Annotated in this window: 18 protein-coding genes; 11 read left to right on the forward strand and 7 right to left on the reverse strand. The window is 58.7% G+C overall.

What is annotated here, in order from left to right:
- Positions 1–284: 284 nt before the first annotated feature.
- Positions 285–1775: an aldehyde dehydrogenase family protein gene (locus ICY20_RS18700; protein WP_194938293.1), complete on the forward strand. Its 1491-nt coding sequence runs from the start codon at positions 285–287 to the stop codon at positions 1773–1775.
- Between the two features lie 59 nt (positions 1776–1834).
- On the opposite strand, the gene ICY20_RS18705 is transcribed toward ICY20_RS18700, so the two are convergent.
- The 5 genes from ICY20_RS18705 to ICY20_RS18725 all read right to left on the reverse strand — a co-directional run bounded on the left by ICY20_RS18705 (position 1835) and on the right by ICY20_RS18725 (position 9431).
- Positions 1835–3175 carry an OprD family outer membrane porin gene (locus ICY20_RS18705; protein ID WP_194938294.1) on the reverse strand — a complete coding sequence of 447 codons (1341 nt, stop codon included), beginning with the start codon at positions 3173–3175 and terminating at the stop codon, positions 1835–1837.
- A 155-nt stretch (positions 3176–3330) separates the two neighbouring features.
- Positions 3331–4422, reverse strand: a complete 1092-nt coding sequence (locus tag ICY20_RS18710) for a M14 family metallopeptidase (RefSeq protein WP_194938295.1) — start codon at positions 4420–4422, stop codon at positions 3331–3333.
- Between the two features lie 33 nt (positions 4423–4455).
- The gene (locus tag ICY20_RS18715) at positions 4456–5784 is read right to left on the reverse strand and encodes an MFS transporter (RefSeq protein ID WP_194938296.1); all 1329 of its coding nucleotides are present in this window, start codon (positions 5782–5784) and stop codon (positions 4456–4458) included.
- Positions 5785–6022: 238 nt separating this feature from the next.
- On the reverse strand, positions 6023–7972 hold the full coding sequence (locus ICY20_RS18720; RefSeq protein WP_194938297.1) for a glycoside hydrolase family 3 protein: 1950 nt from the start codon (positions 7970–7972) through the stop codon (positions 6023–6025).
- A gap of 118 nt (positions 7973–8090) precedes the next feature.
- Positions 8091–9431: an OprD family outer membrane porin gene (locus ICY20_RS18725; RefSeq protein WP_194938298.1), complete on the reverse strand. Its 1341-nt coding sequence runs from the start codon at positions 9429–9431 to the stop codon at positions 8091–8093.
- Positions 9432–9768: 337 nt separating this feature from the next.
- On the opposite strand from ICY20_RS18725, the gene ICY20_RS18730 reads away from it, so the two are divergent.
- Entirely contained in the window at positions 9769–10659 is an 891-nt protein-coding gene (locus ICY20_RS18730) for a LysR family transcriptional regulator (RefSeq protein ID WP_194938299.1), read from the forward strand.
- Between the two features lie 4 nt (positions 10660–10663).
- On the opposite strand, the gene ICY20_RS18735 is transcribed toward ICY20_RS18730, so the two are convergent.
- Positions 10664–11569 carry a LysR family transcriptional regulator gene (locus ICY20_RS18735; protein ID WP_194938300.1) on the reverse strand — a complete coding sequence of 302 codons (906 nt, stop codon included), beginning with the start codon at positions 11567–11569 and terminating at the stop codon, positions 10664–10666.
- Between the two features lie 121 nt (positions 11570–11690).
- On the opposite strand from ICY20_RS18735, the gene ICY20_RS18740 reads away from it, so the two are divergent.
- The 9 genes from ICY20_RS18740 (at position 11691) to ICY20_RS18780 (ending at position 19989) form a co-directional block, all read left to right on the forward strand.
- Positions 11691–12680 (forward strand): 2Fe-2S iron-sulfur cluster-binding protein, encoded by a 990-nt coding sequence (locus tag ICY20_RS18740; protein ID WP_194938301.1) that lies wholly within the window; start codon positions 11691–11693, stop codon positions 12678–12680.
- An 8-nt stretch (positions 12681–12688) separates the two neighbouring features.
- Positions 12689–13723 carry a gentisate 1,2-dioxygenase gene (gtdA, locus tag ICY20_RS18745; RefSeq protein WP_407692634.1) on the forward strand — a complete coding sequence of 345 codons (1035 nt, stop codon included), beginning with the start codon at positions 12689–12691 and terminating at the stop codon, positions 13721–13723.
- 4 nt (positions 13724–13727) lie between these two features.
- Complete coding sequence (locus ICY20_RS18750) at positions 13728–14423, forward strand: fumarylacetoacetate hydrolase family protein (protein WP_194938302.1); 696 nt, start codon at positions 13728–13730, stop codon at positions 14421–14423.
- Between the two features lie 55 nt (positions 14424–14478).
- Positions 14479–15750 (forward strand): aromatic ring-hydroxylating dioxygenase subunit alpha, encoded by a 1272-nt coding sequence (locus tag ICY20_RS18755; RefSeq protein WP_194938303.1) that lies wholly within the window; start codon positions 14479–14481, stop codon positions 15748–15750.
- Position 15751: 1 nt separating this feature from the next.
- Complete coding sequence (locus tag ICY20_RS18760) at positions 15752–16228, forward strand: aromatic-ring-hydroxylating dioxygenase subunit beta (RefSeq protein WP_159957016.1); 477 nt, start codon at positions 15752–15754, stop codon at positions 16226–16228.
- Positions 16229–16236: 8 nt separating this feature from the next.
- Complete coding sequence (locus ICY20_RS18765) at positions 16237–16551, forward strand: non-heme iron oxygenase ferredoxin subunit (protein WP_194938304.1); 315 nt, start codon at positions 16237–16239, stop codon at positions 16549–16551.
- Positions 16552–16586: 35 nt separating this feature from the next.
- Complete coding sequence (locus ICY20_RS18770) at positions 16587–17930, forward strand: MFS transporter (protein ID WP_194938305.1); 1344 nt, start codon at positions 16587–16589, stop codon at positions 17928–17930.
- Between the two features lie 16 nt (positions 17931–17946).
- The gene (gene maiA, locus ICY20_RS18775; RefSeq protein ID WP_228758482.1) at positions 17947–18597 is read left to right on the forward strand and encodes a maleylacetoacetate isomerase; all 651 of its coding nucleotides are present in this window, start codon (positions 17947–17949) and stop codon (positions 18595–18597) included.
- A gap of 216 nt (positions 18598–18813) precedes the next feature.
- A complete protein-coding gene (locus ICY20_RS18780; RefSeq protein ID WP_194938307.1) occupies positions 18814–19989 on the forward strand; it encodes a porin in 1176 nt (391 codons plus the stop codon).
- Positions 19990–20031: 42 nt separating this feature from the next.
- On the opposite strand, the gene ICY20_RS18785 is transcribed toward ICY20_RS18780, so the two are convergent.
- Entirely contained in the window at positions 20032–20538 is a 507-nt protein-coding gene (locus ICY20_RS18785; RefSeq protein ID WP_159957006.1) for a MarR family winged helix-turn-helix transcriptional regulator, read from the reverse strand.
- Between the last annotated feature and the right edge of the window lie 62 nt (positions 20539–20600).

A 20600-nucleotide genomic window follows, 5' to 3' on the forward strand; every position in this document is an offset into this window, starting at 1 on the left:
TGAGGTGAACCGAGGACAGTGTCAGGTAGCACTTTGCTACAGCGCAGAAAGGGATGCTTTTGGATTCTCGCCAAAATCCTTGTGCTGCGTGCCTGAATGGATCATAGGGCCAGGCAGCGGCGGCAAAAAGGTCAGGTGGTTGCCAAAGCATTGAATGTGGCTGCCAGCGAGGTCGGTTTGGCAGCGCCGAAAAAACATCTGGCACGCAGGGAAAATCTGCCGCTAAAGCGTACGCGGACAATCACGCCACCTCCCTGCTAAATCATTCGAACAAAAGGTGAATCATGAGCAACGTTGAGATTTTGCCCCGGGTTACTGCATTCCTGGACCGTCGCCACGGTTGCTTTATCGACGGCCAGTGGGTGTTTGGCGAAGGGCAAACCATCGCAGTGCTCAACCCGGCCACCGGAGAGAGCCTGTGCGAAACCCTGGATGCGCCGGTGGAACTGGTCGAGCGGGCCGTGCAGTCATCCCATGCCGCGTTCAAGGCAGGCGTGTGGTCTGGATTGCGCCCGGCTGACCGTGAACGCATTCTGCTGAATTTCACCCGTCTGGTGGAAGAACACGCCGAAGAACTGGCCCAGCTCGAAACCCTGAGCCAGGGCAAGTCGATCAATATGGCGCGGGCCCTGGACCTTAACGCCACCGTGGAATTTATGCGTTACATGTCCGGTTGGGCCACCAAGATTGAAGGGCAGACTTTCGATGTGTCGATCCCACTGCCGCCGGGTGCCAAGTTCACTGCTTTTACCAAGCGCGAACCGGTGGGCGTGGTGGTGGGTATCGTGCCGTGGAACTTCCCGCTGATGATCGCGGCATGGAAGCTCATGCCGGCCCTCGCCACCGGCTGTACGGTAATCATCAAGCCAGCGATGGAAACACCGCTGACCGCCATGCGCCTGGCTGAACTGGCCATTGAGGCAGGCATACCGGCCGGTGTGTTCAACGTTGTCACCGGGGGCGGTGCTTCGGTTGGCGGCGCGCTGGCTAGTCACCCGTTGGTGAGCAAGGTGTCGTTCACCGGTTCAACCGCCGTAGGCAAAAGCGTCGGTGTGGCGTGCATGCAGAACATGACCCGCTTTGCCCTGGAGTTAGGCGGCAAGAACCCAATGATCGTGCTCGCCGATGCTGATATCGGCAAAGCCATCCAGGGCGCGATCCTCGGGGGCCTGCTGAACAACGGCCAGGTGTGCGCGGCGGCGTCGCGGTTCTACGTGCATCGCTCGATCCACGACCATTTTGTCGAAGGTCTTGCAGCGGCGGTCTCGGCACTGCCAATTGGCGCCGGCTTGGATGATGAAGCGGTAATTAACCCGCTGGTGTCACGCAAGCAACAGCAAAGCGTGCTCAAGCACATCGAACTCGCGCGCCAGCAAGGTGCACGGGTGGTGGCGGGAGGTGAGTTGATTGAGGGGGACGGTTTCTACGTGCAGCCGACAATCCTGGCTAACGTGGACCACAGCATGGCCGTCGCCCGAGAGGAAGTGTTCGGTCCGGTTTTGGCGGTGATTGCGTTTGACGATGAAGACACCGCCATTGCACTGGCCAACGACAATCAATACGGCCTGGCTGCCAGTCTGTGGACCAATGACCTGACCAAAGCCTTAAACCTGGTGCCGCGCATCGAAGCCGGCACCGTGTGGATCAATGCTCACGTGGTACTCGACCCGGCGATGCCGTTTGGCGGTGTCAAGGCGTCCGGTATGGGGCGCGAGTTTGGACGCACTGTGATTGAGGCTTATACCGAGCTTAAATCCGTGTGCATCGCACACTGATTTAAGCCGTGCGGGTGGGGCGCACCGTTGCGCCTCCACCAACATCGCGGTGCGACAGATCAAAAAATCTTGATGGGCACGTTAACGATCAGCCGAAACTCTTCGACGTTGCCTTCCGCCTGGTACTGGCTAGCGCGATGCCAGACGTAGCCGCCGAGCACATTGGCGCCCTTTAAATTGCCGGACTGGATGACGTAACTGGCGAATGTGCCCACCTCGTAGTGGCTTTCGTTGTCTTGCTTGATTACTGAGGAATAAATACCGTTGGTGCCGCCGTCATAGTGCGTGCCATCGATGCCCCAGCCTTTGATGTACCAGAGATTGGTTTTAAACCCCGGTAATCCATAGGCGGCGAAGTCATTGATGTAATTGATTTGGAATGAGCGTTCGTTGGGACCGTTGTAAAGCGACAGTTGTGTGTTTGGCAAGTTGATCGCATTGGACTCGGCCACAAAGTCGAAGTATTCGTCTCCCTTGATTTGCTGAACGGTGAGTTTCAACGTGTGGTTTTTATACTTGGGTGTGAAGGTCAGGCCATAGGCCTGCTGGTCGATATTGCCGGCAGTTTTGCGCCCGCTCGCCTGGGTGTAGTAGAAGTCGAATTGCAAGTCACTGGTGATCACGTCCCCGTTGAACTGTCGTCCCAGCCCTACGTACTGGCGGTCCCAGATATCTTCAAATCGCGAGGCGTAGGCGCTGGCACGCCAGCCGCTCTTGGCAACGTAATCAGCGCCGAGATATCCGATGCCGTCGCTGGTGACCAGGCGCGAGCCAAAGGTCGGGCTCAAGTCCTGGCTGCCGGCCCCGGTGCGCGGTGTGCCTTTGTCGAAGTAGCCAGACTTGATCGTCAGACCTTCAATGTCATGGCTTTCCAATGACGCACCATCATAGGAGGCTGGAAGCGTTCGTGTATCCGAGTAGTTCATCACTGGCGTCCTGACCTGGTGCCGGCCAATCTTGATGACGGTGTCGGATATTTTGAACTTCAGGGCCGCGACACCCGCCTTGGCCCAGTCGTCGACAACGTTGCCATCCTTGTCTGCCAGCAGACGATTGCTACCGCCGGCAGTGGCCAACTTGCTGCGTTCCAGTGAAATAGCCGAATACAATGAGACATCCAGACCAAAGCCGACCATGCCTTGGGTAAAACCGGAGACATAGTCGAGCTTTAAGCCCTGCAGCCACGCGGTGCGGTCATGCACGTTACGCACACCGTCGGAAGTTTGAGCACGATAAAAGTTGGCCTTGCGGGCGATCTCGTGGGAGTACCACTGACGGGTATTGAGGGTCAGCGAACTGTCTTCGATAAAGCCGGCTTCCTGGGCCTGGGTGGTAGTGGGTGTCAGAAAAAACACAGCCGAAAGCCCTACGGCCACTTGGGTCGAACGCACGATTTGCATAACTTGCTTCCTATAGAGGACTTTATTGTTGTTTTGGCAGTGCAGTTACATCGAACGCTTACTTCATCGTTATTGTTTTATGGCTTCATAAAGTGGCGGCTATGCGGCCAGGGTGAAGCTGGGGCAATACCGCCGGGTTGAACTAAAAAGTGCGGTTAACCAGCGCTGAGCCCTTGCAGGGTTTGCAGCAGTACCACTCGCATCTGGCCGAGAATCGAGCCCTTCCAATAGTCGTGGTCGCAATAGAAACCGCTGTACAGGTCCTGGTGAATGGCGCGTCGTTGCGATTCGCTGGCGTGCGGGTTGTTGCGTACCCATTGATCGGCACGTAGGCGATCGAGCATCACCATGTCCGGCAAGGTGCCGAACTCCAGCCCCATGGACGTCACCGCTGCCGAAGGGCATTCATCGTACGCGACGCTGACGATCGGCCCGGAGACATCCGGCGAAACAGAGTCGCCTTCAAATGGCGCGAACACATCGGTGCCCCACCAAGCGCGTGCACGTTGCAGGCCATCCGGGCGGCCCGGGTAGATTTTTTCGCCGTGACCATGCGGGCCCAGTCCCGTATGAACATCAATCCAGGCGATATCAGACACGCCGCGGGAATGCTCGCGGATGATCGAGCGTACCGTCAGATTGCTCCACGCCGGTGCTTGGCCACCGTAAAACATGCCTTCGGGCATCTCGTACTGCCCCGAGCACAGCGCCGTGCGGTAACCGCGCTCACCGTGTTGCTCGATGTACGCAGCCCTGGCTGCTTCCTGTTCGGGGGTGGGCGGCCAGTCAGCGGGGAGTACCACGGTGTGCACTTCTGGATAGCCAGCGTTCTCTGGCAGTGGTTTGGAAAAATCAATGTGGTTACGGTTCAGGTCGACGTTGTCTTCGTTCGTACGTCGGACATGGGAGAAACCGTATGGGTTGACGGCATGGATCAGCAGCAAGCGCACGTCTGCCTTCTCAAGGCGCGCCAGCAGATCCGTGTCGTTTAATGCGGCGACCTGGCAGCCTGAGCCACAGAACCCTTCGGGGCCGTGGGTGCCGGAGGAGACGACCAACAGTTTTTTTGCATCGGCATTGCCCAGCACGGCAACGTCCATCGCCAAGGTTTCACCAAACGCACCTTGATAGCCATTCAATTCAAACGACTGGATATGAGCGCTTTGTTCTGCTGCTGCATCCAGGAATTTACGCCGCGCTTCGGCGTAGCTGGAGGAAAAAAAGCGCGAGGGGGAGTGAGCTTGCATAATTGCCTTCCGGTCCGTTTCAAGAAAAGGGGGTTAAGCGACGGCGTTTGCCACTTCAACGTCGACGTCCACGGGTGCCTTGTCGATATCGACGCCGGTGTGGTCCTTCAGCCACAGCAACCCCAACAGCGAAACCAGGGTCGCCGCGAGCAGATACCAGGCAGGGGCCAACTTGCTGCCGCTGGCATTGACCAACCAACTGCTGATAAACGGCGCGAAGCCACCGAACAGCGAAACGCCGACGCTGAACACCAGCGACATGCCGCTGGCTCGCACATGCTTGGGAAACATTTCCGGCAACATGGTGAGCAGCGCGACCGATTGAAAGACCAGGCACACGCTCATCGCACCGACCACCAGGAACAGCACGGTGGCGCTCGGTTCTGCGTTAAGCCACAGAAAGGCGGGATAGACGTGGATAGCCATGGCCAGACGGCTCCACAGGATCGGGCGCTTGCGCCCAACGCGGTCGCATAGCTGGCCCACGAACGGCGCGAGAGCAAACGAGATAACGCCGGTGATCACCGCGCCAAACAGCGCGACGGTGGGCGGTAATCCCAGTTCACGCACCGCATAGGTGGGCATATAAAACGTGATCACATACGCAGCGACCGTGCCGCCCGCCACTGCGAGGATCGCTGCCAGCACGCGGCCGCCATAGTTGACGCACACTTCCGAGAGCGGGCTGCGGCGCTTTTGGGTCGAGGTGGCCGGTACGTCCAGCGATTCCTCAAGATGGCGACGGATATAGGCGCCCACCGGCGCAATCAGCAGGCCCAGCACGAAGGGGACGCGCCAGCCCCAGGTTTCCATGGCTTCGGTCGACAGCGCAGCCATCAAGCCGCCGACGACCAGCGCACCGAGCAAAATGCCCAGGCCCTGACTGGCGAACTGCCAACTCGCCATGTAAGCCCGGTTGGTTGGAGTGGCGTGTTCCACCAGCAAGGTGGTGGACGCACCCACTTCACCGCCAGCGGAGAAGCCCTGGATCAGCCGGGCGAACAAAATCAGCAGCGGCGCCGCAACGCCGATCTGCGCATAGGTTGGTGTGATTGCGATGATCCCGCAGCCCAGCGCCATCAAGCCTATCGTCAGGCTCATGGCTTTTTTGCGACCGCAGCGATCGGCATACGCGCCAATCACGATGCCGCCCAGCGGGCGCATGATAAAGCCCACGCCAAAACTTGCGACGGTCAGCAAGAGCTGGCCGTAGCTGCTGAAGGTTGGGAAGAACAGCTTGCCGATGATCAGGGCGAGAAAGCCGTAGACGGTGAAGTCAAAATATTCCAGGGCATTGCCGATCGTGATGGCGACGATGGTTTTGCGCCGGTTGGGGGCGGGTTGCTTTGCACGGGCGTTCATTAGGTTGACCTTTGAGGTGGTGAGCACGTCAGGTTTTTTTTGTGAGTAGCGGTCAGCTGGGGTGAGCCTCATTCATGCTAGGCAGATACACTTCAGATAAAAAGACAATAATGTTGTCAGGGTGATAGCAAAAAAACATCGCATTGTGCGCCCTGAAACATAGCCGGCCCAGTGGGTTGAGCCGTGCCAATCATGTCCGTGTGTGGGGTGTATGCCTTAGTTGCGTGAGGCTCGCCTGTCAGAACCGGTAACCACGCGGATACAGAGGCGCTTGGCTGTCGTCTGGCAATGACGGAGACTGCTCACGCACCGCTGCCATTGACGAGGGCAGTTCGAACGGCAAATGCCCCTGCGGTGTGGCGCGGCCGACGATCACATCCAACAGCGCTGCGTCGCTGGCGCCGAAGTTGACCAGTAAGGCAGCCGCTTTGTCCTTGATATTAGTCAGGATCGCGGGGCGGTCGAGATACACCGACACGATCGTCGGCACTCTGGCGCTGGCGCGTTTGACGGCCTCGTAGTCGCGGTCGCCATCACGGAAGTCCAGCCGACCCTCGTGCTGACGGCGGCCGAAAAAGTGATACGGATGCAGTATTTCATGCGGTGCGCTGATGCGGATGATGGCCAATTCTGCCGACTCGGGCGTGTCGACGACGGTGAACCCGTAGGTTTCGGCCACCGCGCGGTCCACGCCGGACAGGAACACCTTTTTGTGCGCCGGCGCGACTGGCAGCATGGCCTGGTTCTCCAGGAGTACCTGGGCCCGCCGTTGCGTAAAATCCGCTGCCTTGACGAACTGTGGATTACCCACGACCCGCTCAGCTTCCACCGGATCCACATACGGGTTCTCGAACAGCCCCAGTGCGAATTTTTGCTCCAGAATGCGCTGGGCGGAGGCGTCGATGCGCTCCACGGGTACTTCGCCGGCCTGCACCGCTGACAGCAGCGGCTGCACCGCGTCAGACCCGCCAAACTGGTCCAGCCCCGCCAGAACGCCCTTGACCAGGCGTTGCTGCAGGGTTAACGACTCCACCCCCCAGGGCATTGCGATCGATTGCGGCAGTTGTGAGTGCTCGCCACTCGGCGCACGGCAGGTATCGTCACAGTCGTCGGTGATCGCCCAATCAGACAGGATCAGGCCCTTGAAGTGGTACTTTTCGCGAAGCAGCTCAAGGAGCTGGCGATTAAAGCCTGCGCCTACTGGCTCGATTGGCTGGCCGTCCAGCGTCAGGCCGGTGACGATCCCGTAGGTTGGCATGATGGTCGAGGCATGCGCGGAAAAGGCGCCTTGAAACGCGCGCACGTGCAGGGCGAAGCTTTTCTCGTCCATGACCAAATGGCGCCCATAGTAGCTGTGTGCATCGAAGCCCTCCGGCTCTGCGCCATAACCCACCCAGTGTTTGACCGCAGTGGCTACACTCAGCGGTCCCAGGCCATCTGGGCCCTGGAAGCCTTGCACGTAGGCTTCGACTTGATCACTGACCTGTTGCGGATCGGCACCAAACGTCGCAGCACCGCGTGGCCAGCGCGGTTCGCTCGCCAGATCAGCCTGGGGTGACAGCGCCACCCGAAAGCCGACCGCGCGGTACTCGGCGCTGGCGATCTCGGCAAACCGACGGGTTTGCGCGGGATCCTGCAGTGCTGCCAGGCCGAGTGTTTCGGGCCATTGTGAAAAGGCCACGCCCTTGACCGAGGCGCCGCTGACCAACTGGAAGTGATGGCGCGGATCGGTGCTGATGGAGACCGGAATGCCCCAACGTGTAGATTCGGCCAGCGTTTGCACCTGGTTGTTTTGCTCAGCGAGTTTTCCCGGTGCTACCGAAAGTCGCGAGATGAAACTGTTGACGTGCTTGTCCTGCACCAGGGGACGCAGCGCCTCCAGGTCGTAACCGACCGTCGAGGCACCAATCGGTGCGCCGATACCGGGCAGGGTCGAGTGGAACATCAGCCCGACTTTTTCTTCCAGGCTCATGCGACTTGCAAGGTCTGCGGCCCTGCGTTCGGGAGCCAGCCGCCAGTCCTCAAACGGCTCCAACCGGCCATTGCGATCCAAGTCCTTAAAGCGCAGTCCATTCAGCTCGATCACCGGGGCGCTGCGCGTGCCGATGACCGGCTGTGTCTGCGCCGCGTCTGTGGCGCAGGCGTTTGCGGCCAGCGCGATAAAAAAAACAGGTAGCACGTGTCTCATGCGAGGACTCCGAATTCCAGGGTGTGAGCAATAGCGTTGTGGGGGGGGATAACCAACCAGCATCAAAGCGGGGCGGCGCGCGTGGCGTCCCCCCCTTAGTGCGAGCCTTATCGACTGATTAGAAAATCTTGATCGGCACATTGAAGACCAGCCGAAACTCTTCAACATTGCCTTCCAATTGATGCCCGCTGCCGCGGTGCCAGACATAGCCACCAAATACATTGGCCCCCTTTAACTGACCCGATTGCAGGACGTAGCTGGCAAATGCGGCAATTTCGTGATGACTTTCATTGTCTTGCTTAAGTACCGAGGTATAGATGCCATTGGTACCGCCGTCATAATGCGTGCCATCTATGCCCCAACCTTTGATGTACCAAAGATTGGTTTTAAAGCCTGGCACGCCATAAGCGGCAAAGTCGTTGATGTAATTGATTTGAAATGAGCGCTCATTGGGGCCGTTGTAGTTCGATAATTGGCTGTTGGGCAAAGTGAATGCATTCGATTCGGATACAAGATCGAAATACTCATCGCCGTTTATCTGTTGGTAGGAGAGTTTTAGCGTGTGGTTTTTATACTTTGGCGTAAATGTGAGGCCGTAGGCCTGCTGGGCGATCTTGCCGGCCACTTCACTGCCGCTGGATTGGGTGTTGTAGAAGTCCACTTGCACATCAGTGGCAATGTCGAACCAGTTGAATTGCCGCCCCGCACCCAGGTACTGGCGGTCCCAGATGTCTTTGAAGCGAGAGGTGTAGGCACTGGCGCGCCAGCCGCTCTTGGACAGGTAGTCCGCACCGCCATAGGCAATCCAGTCACTGGTGACCAGGCGTGAGCCGTACGTGGGGTGCAACGCTTCACTGCCCGCCGCGGTGCGGGGTGTACCCCGGTCAAAATAACCAGATTTGATCGTCAGCCCTTCAATATCGTGGCTTTCCAGCGACGCGCCATTGTACGAGGAGGGCGGCATGCGGGTGTCCGAGAAGCCCATGACCGGCGTCCTGACCTGATGCCGGCCGACCTTGGCCACGGTGTCTGCGACTTTGAATTTCAGCGCCGCGATACCGAGCTTGCTCCAATCGTCGACCACACCACCGTCGGCGTTTACCAGCAGGCGGTTTCCGCCGCCCGCGGTGGCCAACTTGCTGCGCTCCAGCGCGACGACCGAGTAAAGCGACAGGTCCAGGCCAAAACCGACCATGCCTTGGGTAAAGCCGGACACATAGTCGAGCTTGGCGCTCAGCGACCACGCAGTACGGTCATGCACCTTACGCACGCCATCAGAGGTGTGGGCGGTGTAGTAGTTGTCCTTGCGGGCGATTTCGTGGGAGTACCATTGGCGGGTATCGAGGGTCAGCGAACTGTCCTCGATAAAGCCGGCTTCCTGGGCCTGAAGTGTCATTGGAGCTAAAAAAAACACGGCCGAAAACCCTACGGCCACTTGGGTCGAACGCACGATTTGCATGTTTGCTTCCTGTAGAGGATTTATTGTTGTTTTGGCAGTGCAATTACATCGAACGCTTACATCAAAAATTATTGTTTTATGGCAGGGACGGGCAGGTATTTCTGCGCACAAGAAAGTGCTGCATTAGTTCCGCCGATTATTGCGTCAAGCGTGCGTTTAGCTAAGGGTGTGGTGTATGGGTAATCATCTGGTTGGCCTCTGAATAGGTGCGAACATCGGTTCTTCGCGTAGCACTCAATTGTGATGCGCTTCACAGATGCTAAGCAGTTAAACTCTGCTTAAAAAGACAATAATGTTGTCAGTGCGATAGCAAACCGGCATCCCCACGAGGCGCTTTATGAAACCCAACCAACTCAATGCTTTTTCAGCGGTGGCCAGCCACCTCAGTATTCGCGGCGCAGCGCGGGCCCTAGGCTTGTCTCAGCCCGGTATCACCCGCATTGTTCGTGAACTGGAGCGCGAGCTGGACGCGCCCTTGGTCGAGCGCGGGAGCAAGGGCGTCAAGCTGACGCCGTACGGCATTGCCTTTGCCCCAAGAGCCCGGCAGTTGCTGGAGGACATGCGTCGCGCGTGCGACGAGATCGCACAGATTCGTGACGGCGAGCGTGGGCATGTACGGATGGCGGTGACTTCGTCCTTTGCCCTGACGCATTTGCCTGGCATTTTCACCGAGTTTCACGAGCGCAACCCGTCGGTGGATGTGCATTTCAGTGAGGCGGTGATGCCCGGCCTATTGCTGCAATTGCTCGATGGTCGACTGGACTTTGCAGTGGTGCACCTGGCGCCAGCCAGCGTATCACCCGAGTTCGAGACGATCCCGCTGTACACCTCGCCGCTGGTAGTTGGCATGCGCACCCATCATCCGTTGCGCAGGACGCGTTCGCTCAGCACACTGCATGAGGCCGAATGGATTTTGCCGGGGGACGGCAGCCTTAAGCTTGAATTGGTCAGGCCGATCTTCGCGCCGCTCAACCTGGAGCCCCCGGCACGCATAGTCCAGGCCCAGTCGGTGGCGGTCGCCTTGGGCCTGGTCAGTAAGACCGACCTGATTGGGGTATTTGCCGAAGAACTGGTGGACGTGGCGTTCAAGAATCACGGGATTCGCCGCGTCGACATTCTTGAAGCCATCCCGCCCTTGCAGGTGTGCGTGGTCAAGCGCCGCGAGCGCCAGCTGACCCCCGCGGCCCAGCAGTTTGTGGATTGCATGATGAGCAACTTGAAGGCCTAGTGGCTCACTCCGAGAACATCTCGAAAAACAGGTTGCGCAGCCAGATATTGCCGGCGTCCTGATGCACGCGGCGGTGCCAGAAGATATTGATCTGCGCGGCCGGAATCGCCATCGGGTGCGGGCGCGCCACCAGGTTGAAGCGCTGCAGGGTTTGCTGCGCGAGCTTTTCCGTTACCGTTACGATCAGGTCGGTTTCACTGATGATGTACGGCACCGCGACGAAGTGCGGCACCCGCAGGCTGATCCGTCGCGGCACGCCAGAACGGGTGACCACTTCCTCGGCATGCCCGTGGCCCGTGCCTTGGGCGACGACCACCGCATGATTGGCCTCACTGAACTGCTCCAGGCCGAACTCGCCCTTGGCCAAAGGGTGGTCGCGACGCATCAGGCACACGTAGTTCTGCCGGAACAGGCGGCGTTGATAAAACCCTGCGCCCAACTGCGGCAACAGGCCGACGGCCAGGTCGACGCTGCCGGCCTCCATTTCCTCCTTCAACGTGATGGCGGTGTCGCGCACCGTGGTCAATTGCACCCCTGGTGCCACGGCAGCCAGGCGGCTCAGCAGCCCAGGCAACAGGTGAATTTCCCCCAGGTCGGTCATGGCTACGCGAAAAGAGCGGGTGCTGGCAGCGGGATCGAAGTGGTCGTTGTGATTGATGGTGTCTTGCAGTGACGACAAGGCAAAGGCAATGGGTTCGGCGATGGCGTCCGCATAGGGCGTGGGGCGCATACCGCGTGCGGTACGTTCGAACAACTCGTCCCCCAGTGCCTTGCGCAAGCGTGCCAGCGCATTGCTGATCGCCGGCTGGGACAGCCCCAGTTGCTCGGCAACGAGGCCGGTCTTGCGTTCGCGATACATGTGCTGGAACACCACCAGCAGGTTCAAGTCGATGTCATTCAGGCGAATCATGGCGGGTCTTCTTATTAGTTTTATGAATATTTTCTATTTTTGATATTGGGTGTCTCAATAACTTAGGCAGCCCTAGAGTGTCCGTCAATACAAAAACAAGACTGGATTCCTAGGAGGTAACGTGGAAATTCTGGTTCAACCGCTTAACCGGCAGATCAATGTGGTGGCCGGCAGCAATTTGCTTGATGCCCTGCTTAGCCATGCAATTCCCATCTCTTACAGCTGTATGTCAGGTCGCTGTGGCACCTGTCGTTGCAAGGTGCTGCACGGCAGCGTTGTGCATGTGGACGCCACCGCTGGACAGCCGCCGCAACACGGCGACTACTTCCTGGCCTGCCAGTGCACCGTCCAAACCGATTGCGTCATCGAGGTGCCTGAACCTGATGAAGTGGTGATGCACCCGGCGCGTACCCTCAAAGGCACAGTCACCGCGTTTGAGGCGCTGGCGCACGACGTGCGTCGACTGCGCCTCAAGCTAAACAAGCCATTGGAATTCTCCCCAGGGCAATACGTAACCCTGCAGTTCTGGCCGGAGGCGGTGCGCTCTTACTCGATGGCCGGCCTGTGCGGCGACGATGAGCTGGAGTTTCACGTTCGTATCGTTCCGGACGGGCGAGTGACTGCCTTGCTGGATGAGCGCCTGGCGCTCGGCGCCGCGATCAAAGTCAACGGCCCGATGGGCGCTTCCTACCTGCGGCGTAAACACCTCGGCCCGATGCTCTGCATCGCCGGCGGCACGGGCCTGGCGCCGATGCTGTCGGTGATTCGCGGCGCATTGAAAAGCGGTATGCCCAATGACATCCACCTGTACTTCGGGGTGCGCGCCGAGCGCGACGTGTATGGCGTGTCGATGCTTGAGGCGTTGGCGCGGGATTTTCCGCGCTTTCACTATCACATTGTGCTCAGTAGCCCCGGGCCGGATCAGCCCTCTGCTTATTTGACCGGCTGGGTGACAGATGTGGTCGCCGAACACTTTCCCCGCCTCGATGGCTGGAAGGTCTACCTGGCGGGCCCACCGCCGATGGTCGAAGCCGCGAACACACTGGTGAGCCAACTGGGGGTGCCCTTCGAGCACATCCATGCCGATGCTTTTTATGCGAGTGGAGCCTGAATATGTCGTTGCCTAATCTCTCAAGCGCGAACCCTCGCGCAGCGTTTTACGCGCGCCTGGATCAGCAGAGCATGGCGCCCTTATGGGAGTCGTTGCATGCGCTGGTGCCACCGCGGCCTGCTACCGAGGTCAAACCCAGCGTCTGGCGTTATGCGCAAATGCGCCCGTACCTGATGGAAGCCGGTGAGTTGATCACGGCTGCCGAAGCTGAGCGTCGGGTGTTGATCCTGGAAAACGAAGGCTTGCGCGGTCAGGCGGCCGTGACGCAAAGCCTGTACGCCGGCTTGCAGTTGATCCTGCCCGGTGAAGTCGCGCCGGCCCATCGTCACGCCCAATCGGCACTGCGCCTGGTGTTGGAAGGTGAGGGCGCGTACACCGCCGTTGACGGCGAACGCATCCCGATGAGCCGCGGCGATTTCATCATCACGCCGGCCCACACCTGGCACGACCATGGTCACGACGGCCAAGGCCCGGTGGTATGGCTGGACGGCCTGGACATTCCCCTGGTGCGTTTCATGGGGGCCGGCTTTGCTGAAAAGGCCAGTGATTCCATGCAACAGGTGACCAAACCCCAAGGTGACTCCCTGGCCCGTTACGGTTGCAACATGGTGCCGGTGGATTACCAGGCCGCCCCCGAAACGCCATCGCGTCTCTGCCATTTCCGTTATGTCGACACCCGTGCGGCCTTGACCCAATTGTTGCGCAGCACACCCGACGTGCACACCGGCCACAAGCTGCGGTTCGTCAATCCGGCCACCGGGCGTTCGCCCATGCAGACCATCGGCACCTACGTGCAAGCACTGCCGGCCGGATTTAGCACGGCGCCGCTGCGCAGTACCGACAGCACCGTGTATTGCTGCCTGGAGGGTCGCGGTTTGGCCCGGATCGGCGAGCTCGAAGTCGCCTTTGACGAACGCGACATCTTTGTCGTGCCGTCCTGGGTGACGGTGCAGTTGGAGGCAGCAGTCGAGTGCGTGCTGTTCAGTTATTCCGATCGCCCCGTTCAGGAAGCGCTCGGCTTGTGGAAAGAAGAGAGGAGTTGAGCTGATGAGTGCTTATGTATTTGCCCCGGCCGCCGTGCGCAGCCTGCCCATTACCAACAGCAAACAGCAGTTTGCCGTGCACCGGATCTTCTGTGTTGGCCGCAACTATGCCGCCCACGCCCGTGAGATGGGCCGCGATCCAGATCGCGAGCCGCCGTTTTTCTTTATGAAGCCTGCCGCCGCGCTGGTGGTGAGCAACCCCAGCGCGACGATTCCGTACCCGCCGCAAACCAGCAACTTTCACTACGAAGCCGAACTGGTGGTGGCGATTGGCAAGGGCGGGCGCGATATCCCGTTGGCGCGTGCCCTAGAGCATGTGTATGGCTATGCGGTCGGGCTGGATATGACCCGCCGCGACATTCAATTGCAGGCGCGTGAACAGGGGCGGCCGTGGGAGTTCGGCAAGTCATTCGCGCTGTCGGCGCCGATTGGCCCGATCTATTCGGTCAGCCAGGTCGGTTTTCTTGAGCACGCGACTATCCAGTTGCAGGTCAATGGCGTGACCAAGCAAAACTCCGATATCAGCAAACTCATCTGGTCGGTGGCGGAGTGCATTGCCCACCTGTCGACATTTGACGAGTTGACCGAGGGTGATCTGATCATGACCGGCACCCCCGAAGGCGTCGGTGCCGTGGTGCCCGGCGACCTGATGCGCGTGTCGATTGACGGCATCGGCCACATCGAAGTCAGCGTGGCCTGACATCCCCGGCGATCCTGTGAAGGATCGCCCCTATAACCATAAGAAGGAGACTGGGATGAACCTCATCTACGGTAACCCCGCCAATGCTCAAGCGCAGATGCCTGCGTGGCAGGAGGACGGCTCCAGCCGGATTCCGTTCTGGGCCTATACCCGTGACGACGTCTACCAACGTGAGCTGGAACGTATTTTCTATGGCAAACACTGGTCCTACGTTGGGCTGGAGGCTGAAATCCCCACCCCGGGCGACTTCAAACGCACGGTGGTGGGCGAGCGCTCAGTGATTCTGGTGCGGGCCAACGATGGCAGCGTCAATGTGGTGGAAAACGTCTGTGCCCATCGTGGCGTCAAGTTCTGTCGCGAGAAGTCCGGCAATCGCAAGGACTTCACCTGCCCGTATCACCAATGGAACTACGACCTGACCGGCAAGCTGCAAGGCGTGCCGTTCCGGCGTGGCGTCAAGCAGGACGGCAAGGTCAATGGCGGCATGCCCGCTGACTTCAAACCCGAGGAGCATGGCCTTACCCGGTTGAAGGTGGCGGTGCGCAACGGCGTGGTGTTCGCCTCGTTCGATCACGATATCGAGCCGTTGGAGGACTACCTGGGCCCGGACATCGCCGCCTATTTCGACCGTACCTTCGACGGCCGCAAATTGAAGCTGCTGGGCTACAACCGCCAACGCATTCCAGGCAACTGGAAACTGATGCAGGAAAACATCAAAGACCCGTATCACCCGGGGCTGCTGCACACCTGGTTTGTGACCTTCGGCCTGTGGCGCGCCGACAATAAATCGAAGTTGATCATGGATGAACAGTTCCGCCACGCCGCGATGATCTCCACCCGGGGCGAGGGCGGTAAAAGTGATGTCACCAGCGGGGTCAGCAGCTTCAAGGAAAGCATGACGCTGAACGACATGCGTTTTCTTGACGTGGAATACGAACCCTGGTGGAAGGGCCCGACCGCTGTGCTGATGACGCTGTTCCCCAGTGTGATCATCCAGCAGCAGGTCAACTCGCTGTCGACCCGGCATATACAGCCCAATGGCCCGCACTCGTTCGATTTTGTCTGGACCCATTTCGGCTTTGAAGACGACAGCGAGGAAATGACCCAGCGCCGTCTGCGTCAGGCCAACTTGTTCGGCCCGGCGGGCTTTGTTTCGGCGGATGACGGTGAAGTCATCGAGTTTTCCCAGGAAGGCTTCAACCAGAAACCCGCGCACCGCACCCTGGTGGAGCTGGGCGGACGCGACTGCGAGCACGCCGATCATATGGTCACCGAAACGCTGATCCGCGGCATGTACAACTATTGGCGCAAGGTGATGGGGCTCTGAGATGAAGACTGACCAAGAGACGTTTTTTGCCCTGGTTGCCTTGCAGGCCGACTACAGCGCTGCGCTGGATGCAGCTGACTGGGACCGCTGGCCGGAGTTTTTTACCGAACAGTGCGTGTATAAGCTCCAGCCGCGCGAAAACCACGAACAGGGCTGGCCGCTGGCGACCCTCAGCTTTGAAAGTAAAGGCATGCTCAAGGACCGCATCTACGGCATCCGCGAAACCCTGTTCCATGATCCGTACTACCAACGCCATGTGGTCAGCCTGCCGCGCATCCTCGGCGACGACGGCACGCGTATTCAGGTCGAGACCAACTATGCGGTGTTTCGTACCAAGCCGGACGAGCCCAGCAGTGTCTTCAATGTGGGACGCTACCTGGACAGCGTGGTCAGGACACCCGATGGCCTGCGTTTGGAATCCAGGCTGTGCGTGTTTGACAGCGAGATGATCCCCAACTCGATTATCTACCCGATCTGAGGTGTGCCATGAATGAAGAATGGATCAACGTGGCGGCTTTGGCAGATGTCCCCGAGGACGATGTGATCGGGCTGGTGGCCAACGGCCGTGATGTGGCGCTGTACAAGGTCGAAGGCGAAGTGTTTGCCACTGACAATCTGTGCACCCACGGTAACGCGCGCCTTAGCGATGGCTTCCTTGAAGATGGCCAAATTGAATGCCCGCTGCACCAGGGGCGCTTTTGCGTGAAGAGCGGCGAGGCGCTGTGTGCGCCGCTCACCGAAAATATCCGGGTCTATCCGGTGCGGATCGAGGGTGAGCGGATCTTGCTGAACCTCGTTTGAGCCTTGCCTACTAAAACAACAATAAAGGTCCTGCCATGAGTCATTCCACTGCACTAGATGTCAGTCACCTGATCGATATCAACCCCCTCAGCCGTTTCCAGATTTTGGTAATCGTGCTGTGTGGCATCGTCGCGATGCTGGACGGCTTTGATACCCAATCCATCGCCTATGTGGCGCCGGCGATTGCGGCGGAGTGGGGCCTGGCTCCTGCCAGTTTTGGCCCGGTGTTCGGTGCGGGGCTGCTGGGGCTGACGGTGGGGGCCGTGATCTTTGGGCCCATGGCCGACCGTGTAGGCCGGCGCAAAGTGATTGTGCTATCCACCGTGCTGTTTGCGGTGTTTGCGTTACTGACGGTGACCGTCCGCTCGCTGGATGAGCTGCTGCTCCTGCGATTTCTCACCGGGATCGGACTGGGCGGTGCAATGCCCAACCTGATCGCCCTGACTTCGGAATACTCGCCCAAACGCCTACGGGCGACCATGGTCACGGTTATGTTCGCCGGTTTCCCGTTGGGCTCCATGCTCGGCGGTTTCGTCAGTGCCCAAATGATCCCGATCTGGGGTTGGCGCTCGGTATTCTTCCTTGGCGGTGTGCTGCCCCTGCTGGCGTGGCCGGTGTTGCTGCTGTGGTTGCCGGAGTCGATTCGATTCCTGGCAGCCAAGGGCAATCAGACTGACAGCGTGCGTGGCATCGTCCGCCGCTTGGTACCGGGTGGTGCCTTTGCGGCAGAGGCACGCTTTTATCTGCCGGAAACCCGGCATACCGGTTTTGCGGTCGCGCATTTGTTCAAGGCAGGCCGCTGGCGCATGACGTTGCTGATCTGGGTAACGTTTTTCATGAACCTGTTGGTGATGTACTTCCTGGTGAACTGGTTGCCGTCCCTGCTCAAAGAAGCTGGTCTACCGCTCAAGACCGCCATTTTGGGCACCGCGTTGCTGAACGGGGGTGGAGTGATCGGCAGCGTGATCATTGCGCGTGCAGTCGACCGCTTTAATCCCTTCAAAGTGCTGGCGGTGGCGTACACCGGGGCGGCTGTGTTTGTGGCGCTGTCAGCGATACAAAGCCTGCCGGTAACGCTGTTGCTGGCCGCGGTGTTTTTTGCTGGGTTTGGCATCGTCGGCGCTCAGTTGGGCGTCAACGCGGTGGTTGCCGATTTGTATCCAACGGCGTTTCGCTCCACCGGCATTGGCTGGGCGTTGGGCGTGGGGCGCATTGGATCGATCCTCGGCCCTGTCGCAGGCGGGATGCTGCTTGCGGTTGGTTGGGAAGGGCACTCGATTGTGATGATTGCCGCGCTGCCGGCGCTAGTGGCCGCCGTGGCGGTGACGCTATTGGGGCGCACCCGTCAACCCCGCGGTGCGTTGAACCCTCAGTCTTGAACCCTTGTTTAACACCATGGAGCATCCGATGATTTTGTATGACTACTTCCGTTCGTCTGCGGCCTATCGCGTCCGTATTGCCTTGAACCTGAAAGGGCTGAGCGCCGAGCACCACTTCGTGCACCTACGCAAAGGCCAGACCCGCACTGCAGATTATCTTGCGATCAATCCACAAGCCCTGGTGCCCAGCCTGGCAGTGGACCAAGGCGTGGTGCGTCAATCCCTGGCGATCATCGAGTATTTGGACGAGGCGTTTCCAGACGTACCGCTGCTTCCGGCAGATGCTTTGGGGCGTGCGAGGGTGCGCAATCTGGCATTGGCCATAGCGTGTGATATCCATCCACTGAACAACCTGCGTGTGCTCAGTTATTTGCGCGAAACCCTGGGTCTGGACGAGGCGGCTATCAACGCCTGGTGCAAGCGTTGGATCGAAGAAGGGCTGACGGCGCTGGAGGTGTTGTTGGTGACTGAATCGCCCGAAGGGGATTTTTGCCACGGGCACCAGCCGACACTTGCAGATGTGTGTCTGATGCCGCAGGTATTCAGCGCGGAGCGTTTTGGGTGCGACCTTGGGCAATGGCCGAGGATCCAACGTATTGCCGCGCACTGCCGCACACTCGAGGCGTTTATCCAGGCTGCGCCGGAAAGGCAGCCGGATGCCGAGTGAGGACGAGGTGCATTAGGTTTGATTAAGTCAAATATATAAAAGCGCGTAGGGTTTGTTATGAGCATACCGGTCCAGCCACATTCACTGCTGTTTATACAGCGGTGAAACAGCGGGACTTGCTCAGTCTCTGGTTTTTGAAAATAACAATAAGCTGGATTATTTGCGCTGTCTCAGTGCGGATTTTAGCTGCCAATAAAATAACCTAGGAGCAAACCCATGAAACGTCCTTTGTTGCGTTTTGGGGTAGGCGTGTGCCTGATCGGCAGCGCTTTCCCCGTCTTCGCGCTGCAGGTCACTGATAACCTGCAAGTTGGCGCGGCGCTACGCGCGCGGATCGATTACGACCCCGATCGTGATATTCAAAAACTAAACTTCGACACCTTTCGGCCCTACATTAATTACAATTCAGATACTTGGATTGCCTCCGCCAGATACCGTTTCTACGGTAAAGCCTACCCCTATCAATACACCCAGCGATTTGGTGATATCTCCTTCGCCGAATACGCCTGGGTCGGCTACAAGTTTGATGAGAATCGACAGGTCCAAGTGGGGTTGAACCAGGTGCCCTTCGGCATCCTGCCGTACTTCAGCAACACAGTGACTGAGACGCTGGGCTACACCCTTGGCCTGGAAGACCTGTACGAGGTGGGCGCTAAATACAAACAGAAGCTCGGCGATTGGGACCTACAGGCGGGCTACTACATACGCCCGGCCTGGCAGGGCAAGGGCACCAGTAAAGGTGGGGTCAGCTATTCCAACGTGCCGGCCGATGCCGACAGTTATGTCGAGGACGGGTCGAATAACCAGGAGCGCAATATGATTGCGCTGCGAGTGGCGAAAACCGTCGACCTGGACGGTTGGAAAACCGAGCTGGGGGTGTCGGCGCTGACGTCGCAGCTGCAGAACCGTGACACGGACGACAACGGCCGCAGAAACGCGTTGGCGTTGCACATGACCGGCACCAAGGGCGCATGGACCACCGGCTTGCTGGCCGCACGCCAACAAATGTCGCCGCGCAATCCCGGTAACGACGATGTGGTGACGCTGGGTGGCTATGACAGTAGCTACAACATTGCCAGCCGTGGCACATTGTTGATGGCGGACCTGAATTACGATATCGCTGGCAAATACCTGGGTGATTGGGTCAGTGCCATTAAGCTTTATGGCAACTACAGTACGTTCCTGAAGTCCGGTAACGGTTACGAAGATACTCAGCGTTATATTGCGGGTGCATCGTTTATGCTCGGCGAGCATGTGTTTATCGCCGGTGAGTGGATCTTCGGCAAGAACGACCCGTATGTGGGGGGGAGTAGTTACACGCAAAGTCTTGCGGCAGGGGGCTCCAATCAATGGGAGAACCAGGTGCTGGCGAATTTTGGGTATTACTTCTAAGGTAAAAAAACCCACGCATGGCGTGGGTTTTTTTTGCTTGAATCACATGGCGTTATTGAGCGTCAGTGCATTGATGCGTAACTTATTGATCAGCCGATCCAACTGCATCATTTCATCGTTGGACAACACCCCCAATAGCTTTTGATTGGCATCACAATACCGCTCAAACAAGCGCGTATAGAGGTCCCGGCCTTTATCGGTCAGGACGACCTTGGCAAACCGTGCGTTGTCCGGGTTGGACAGCCGGCGCAGATAACCTTCACGCATCAGGGTGCCGATGGTACGGGAGGTTTGGGCCATGTCGAGTTCGGCATGCTGGGCCAACTGACTCACCGTTGAACCCTCTGACTCGGTCAGAGAAGCAATGATGCGCCAGCGCCGACGATTGATGCCAAATTCCTTTTTGCACAGTGTCTCGGTGACATGCCCGCAATCTCGGTAGACCAGGTACAGCCGATAATCGAGCATGTCCATCATCCGCTGAGGGTTAAAGATCCGGTCGTGCCCCGCTGGAGCAGTCGAGTAGGCCTTCAATTGTTCAACGTTCATGGGGGGATGCTCCTATTAAAGCGGTGAGCTTAATTACTAGCAAAGCTTATGCCGGAATCGTC

The sequence above is a fragment of the Pseudomonas pisciculturae genome, from assembly GCF_015461805.1.
GTDB lineage: Bacteria > Pseudomonadota > Gammaproteobacteria > Pseudomonadales > Pseudomonadaceae > Aquipseudomonas > Aquipseudomonas pisciculturae.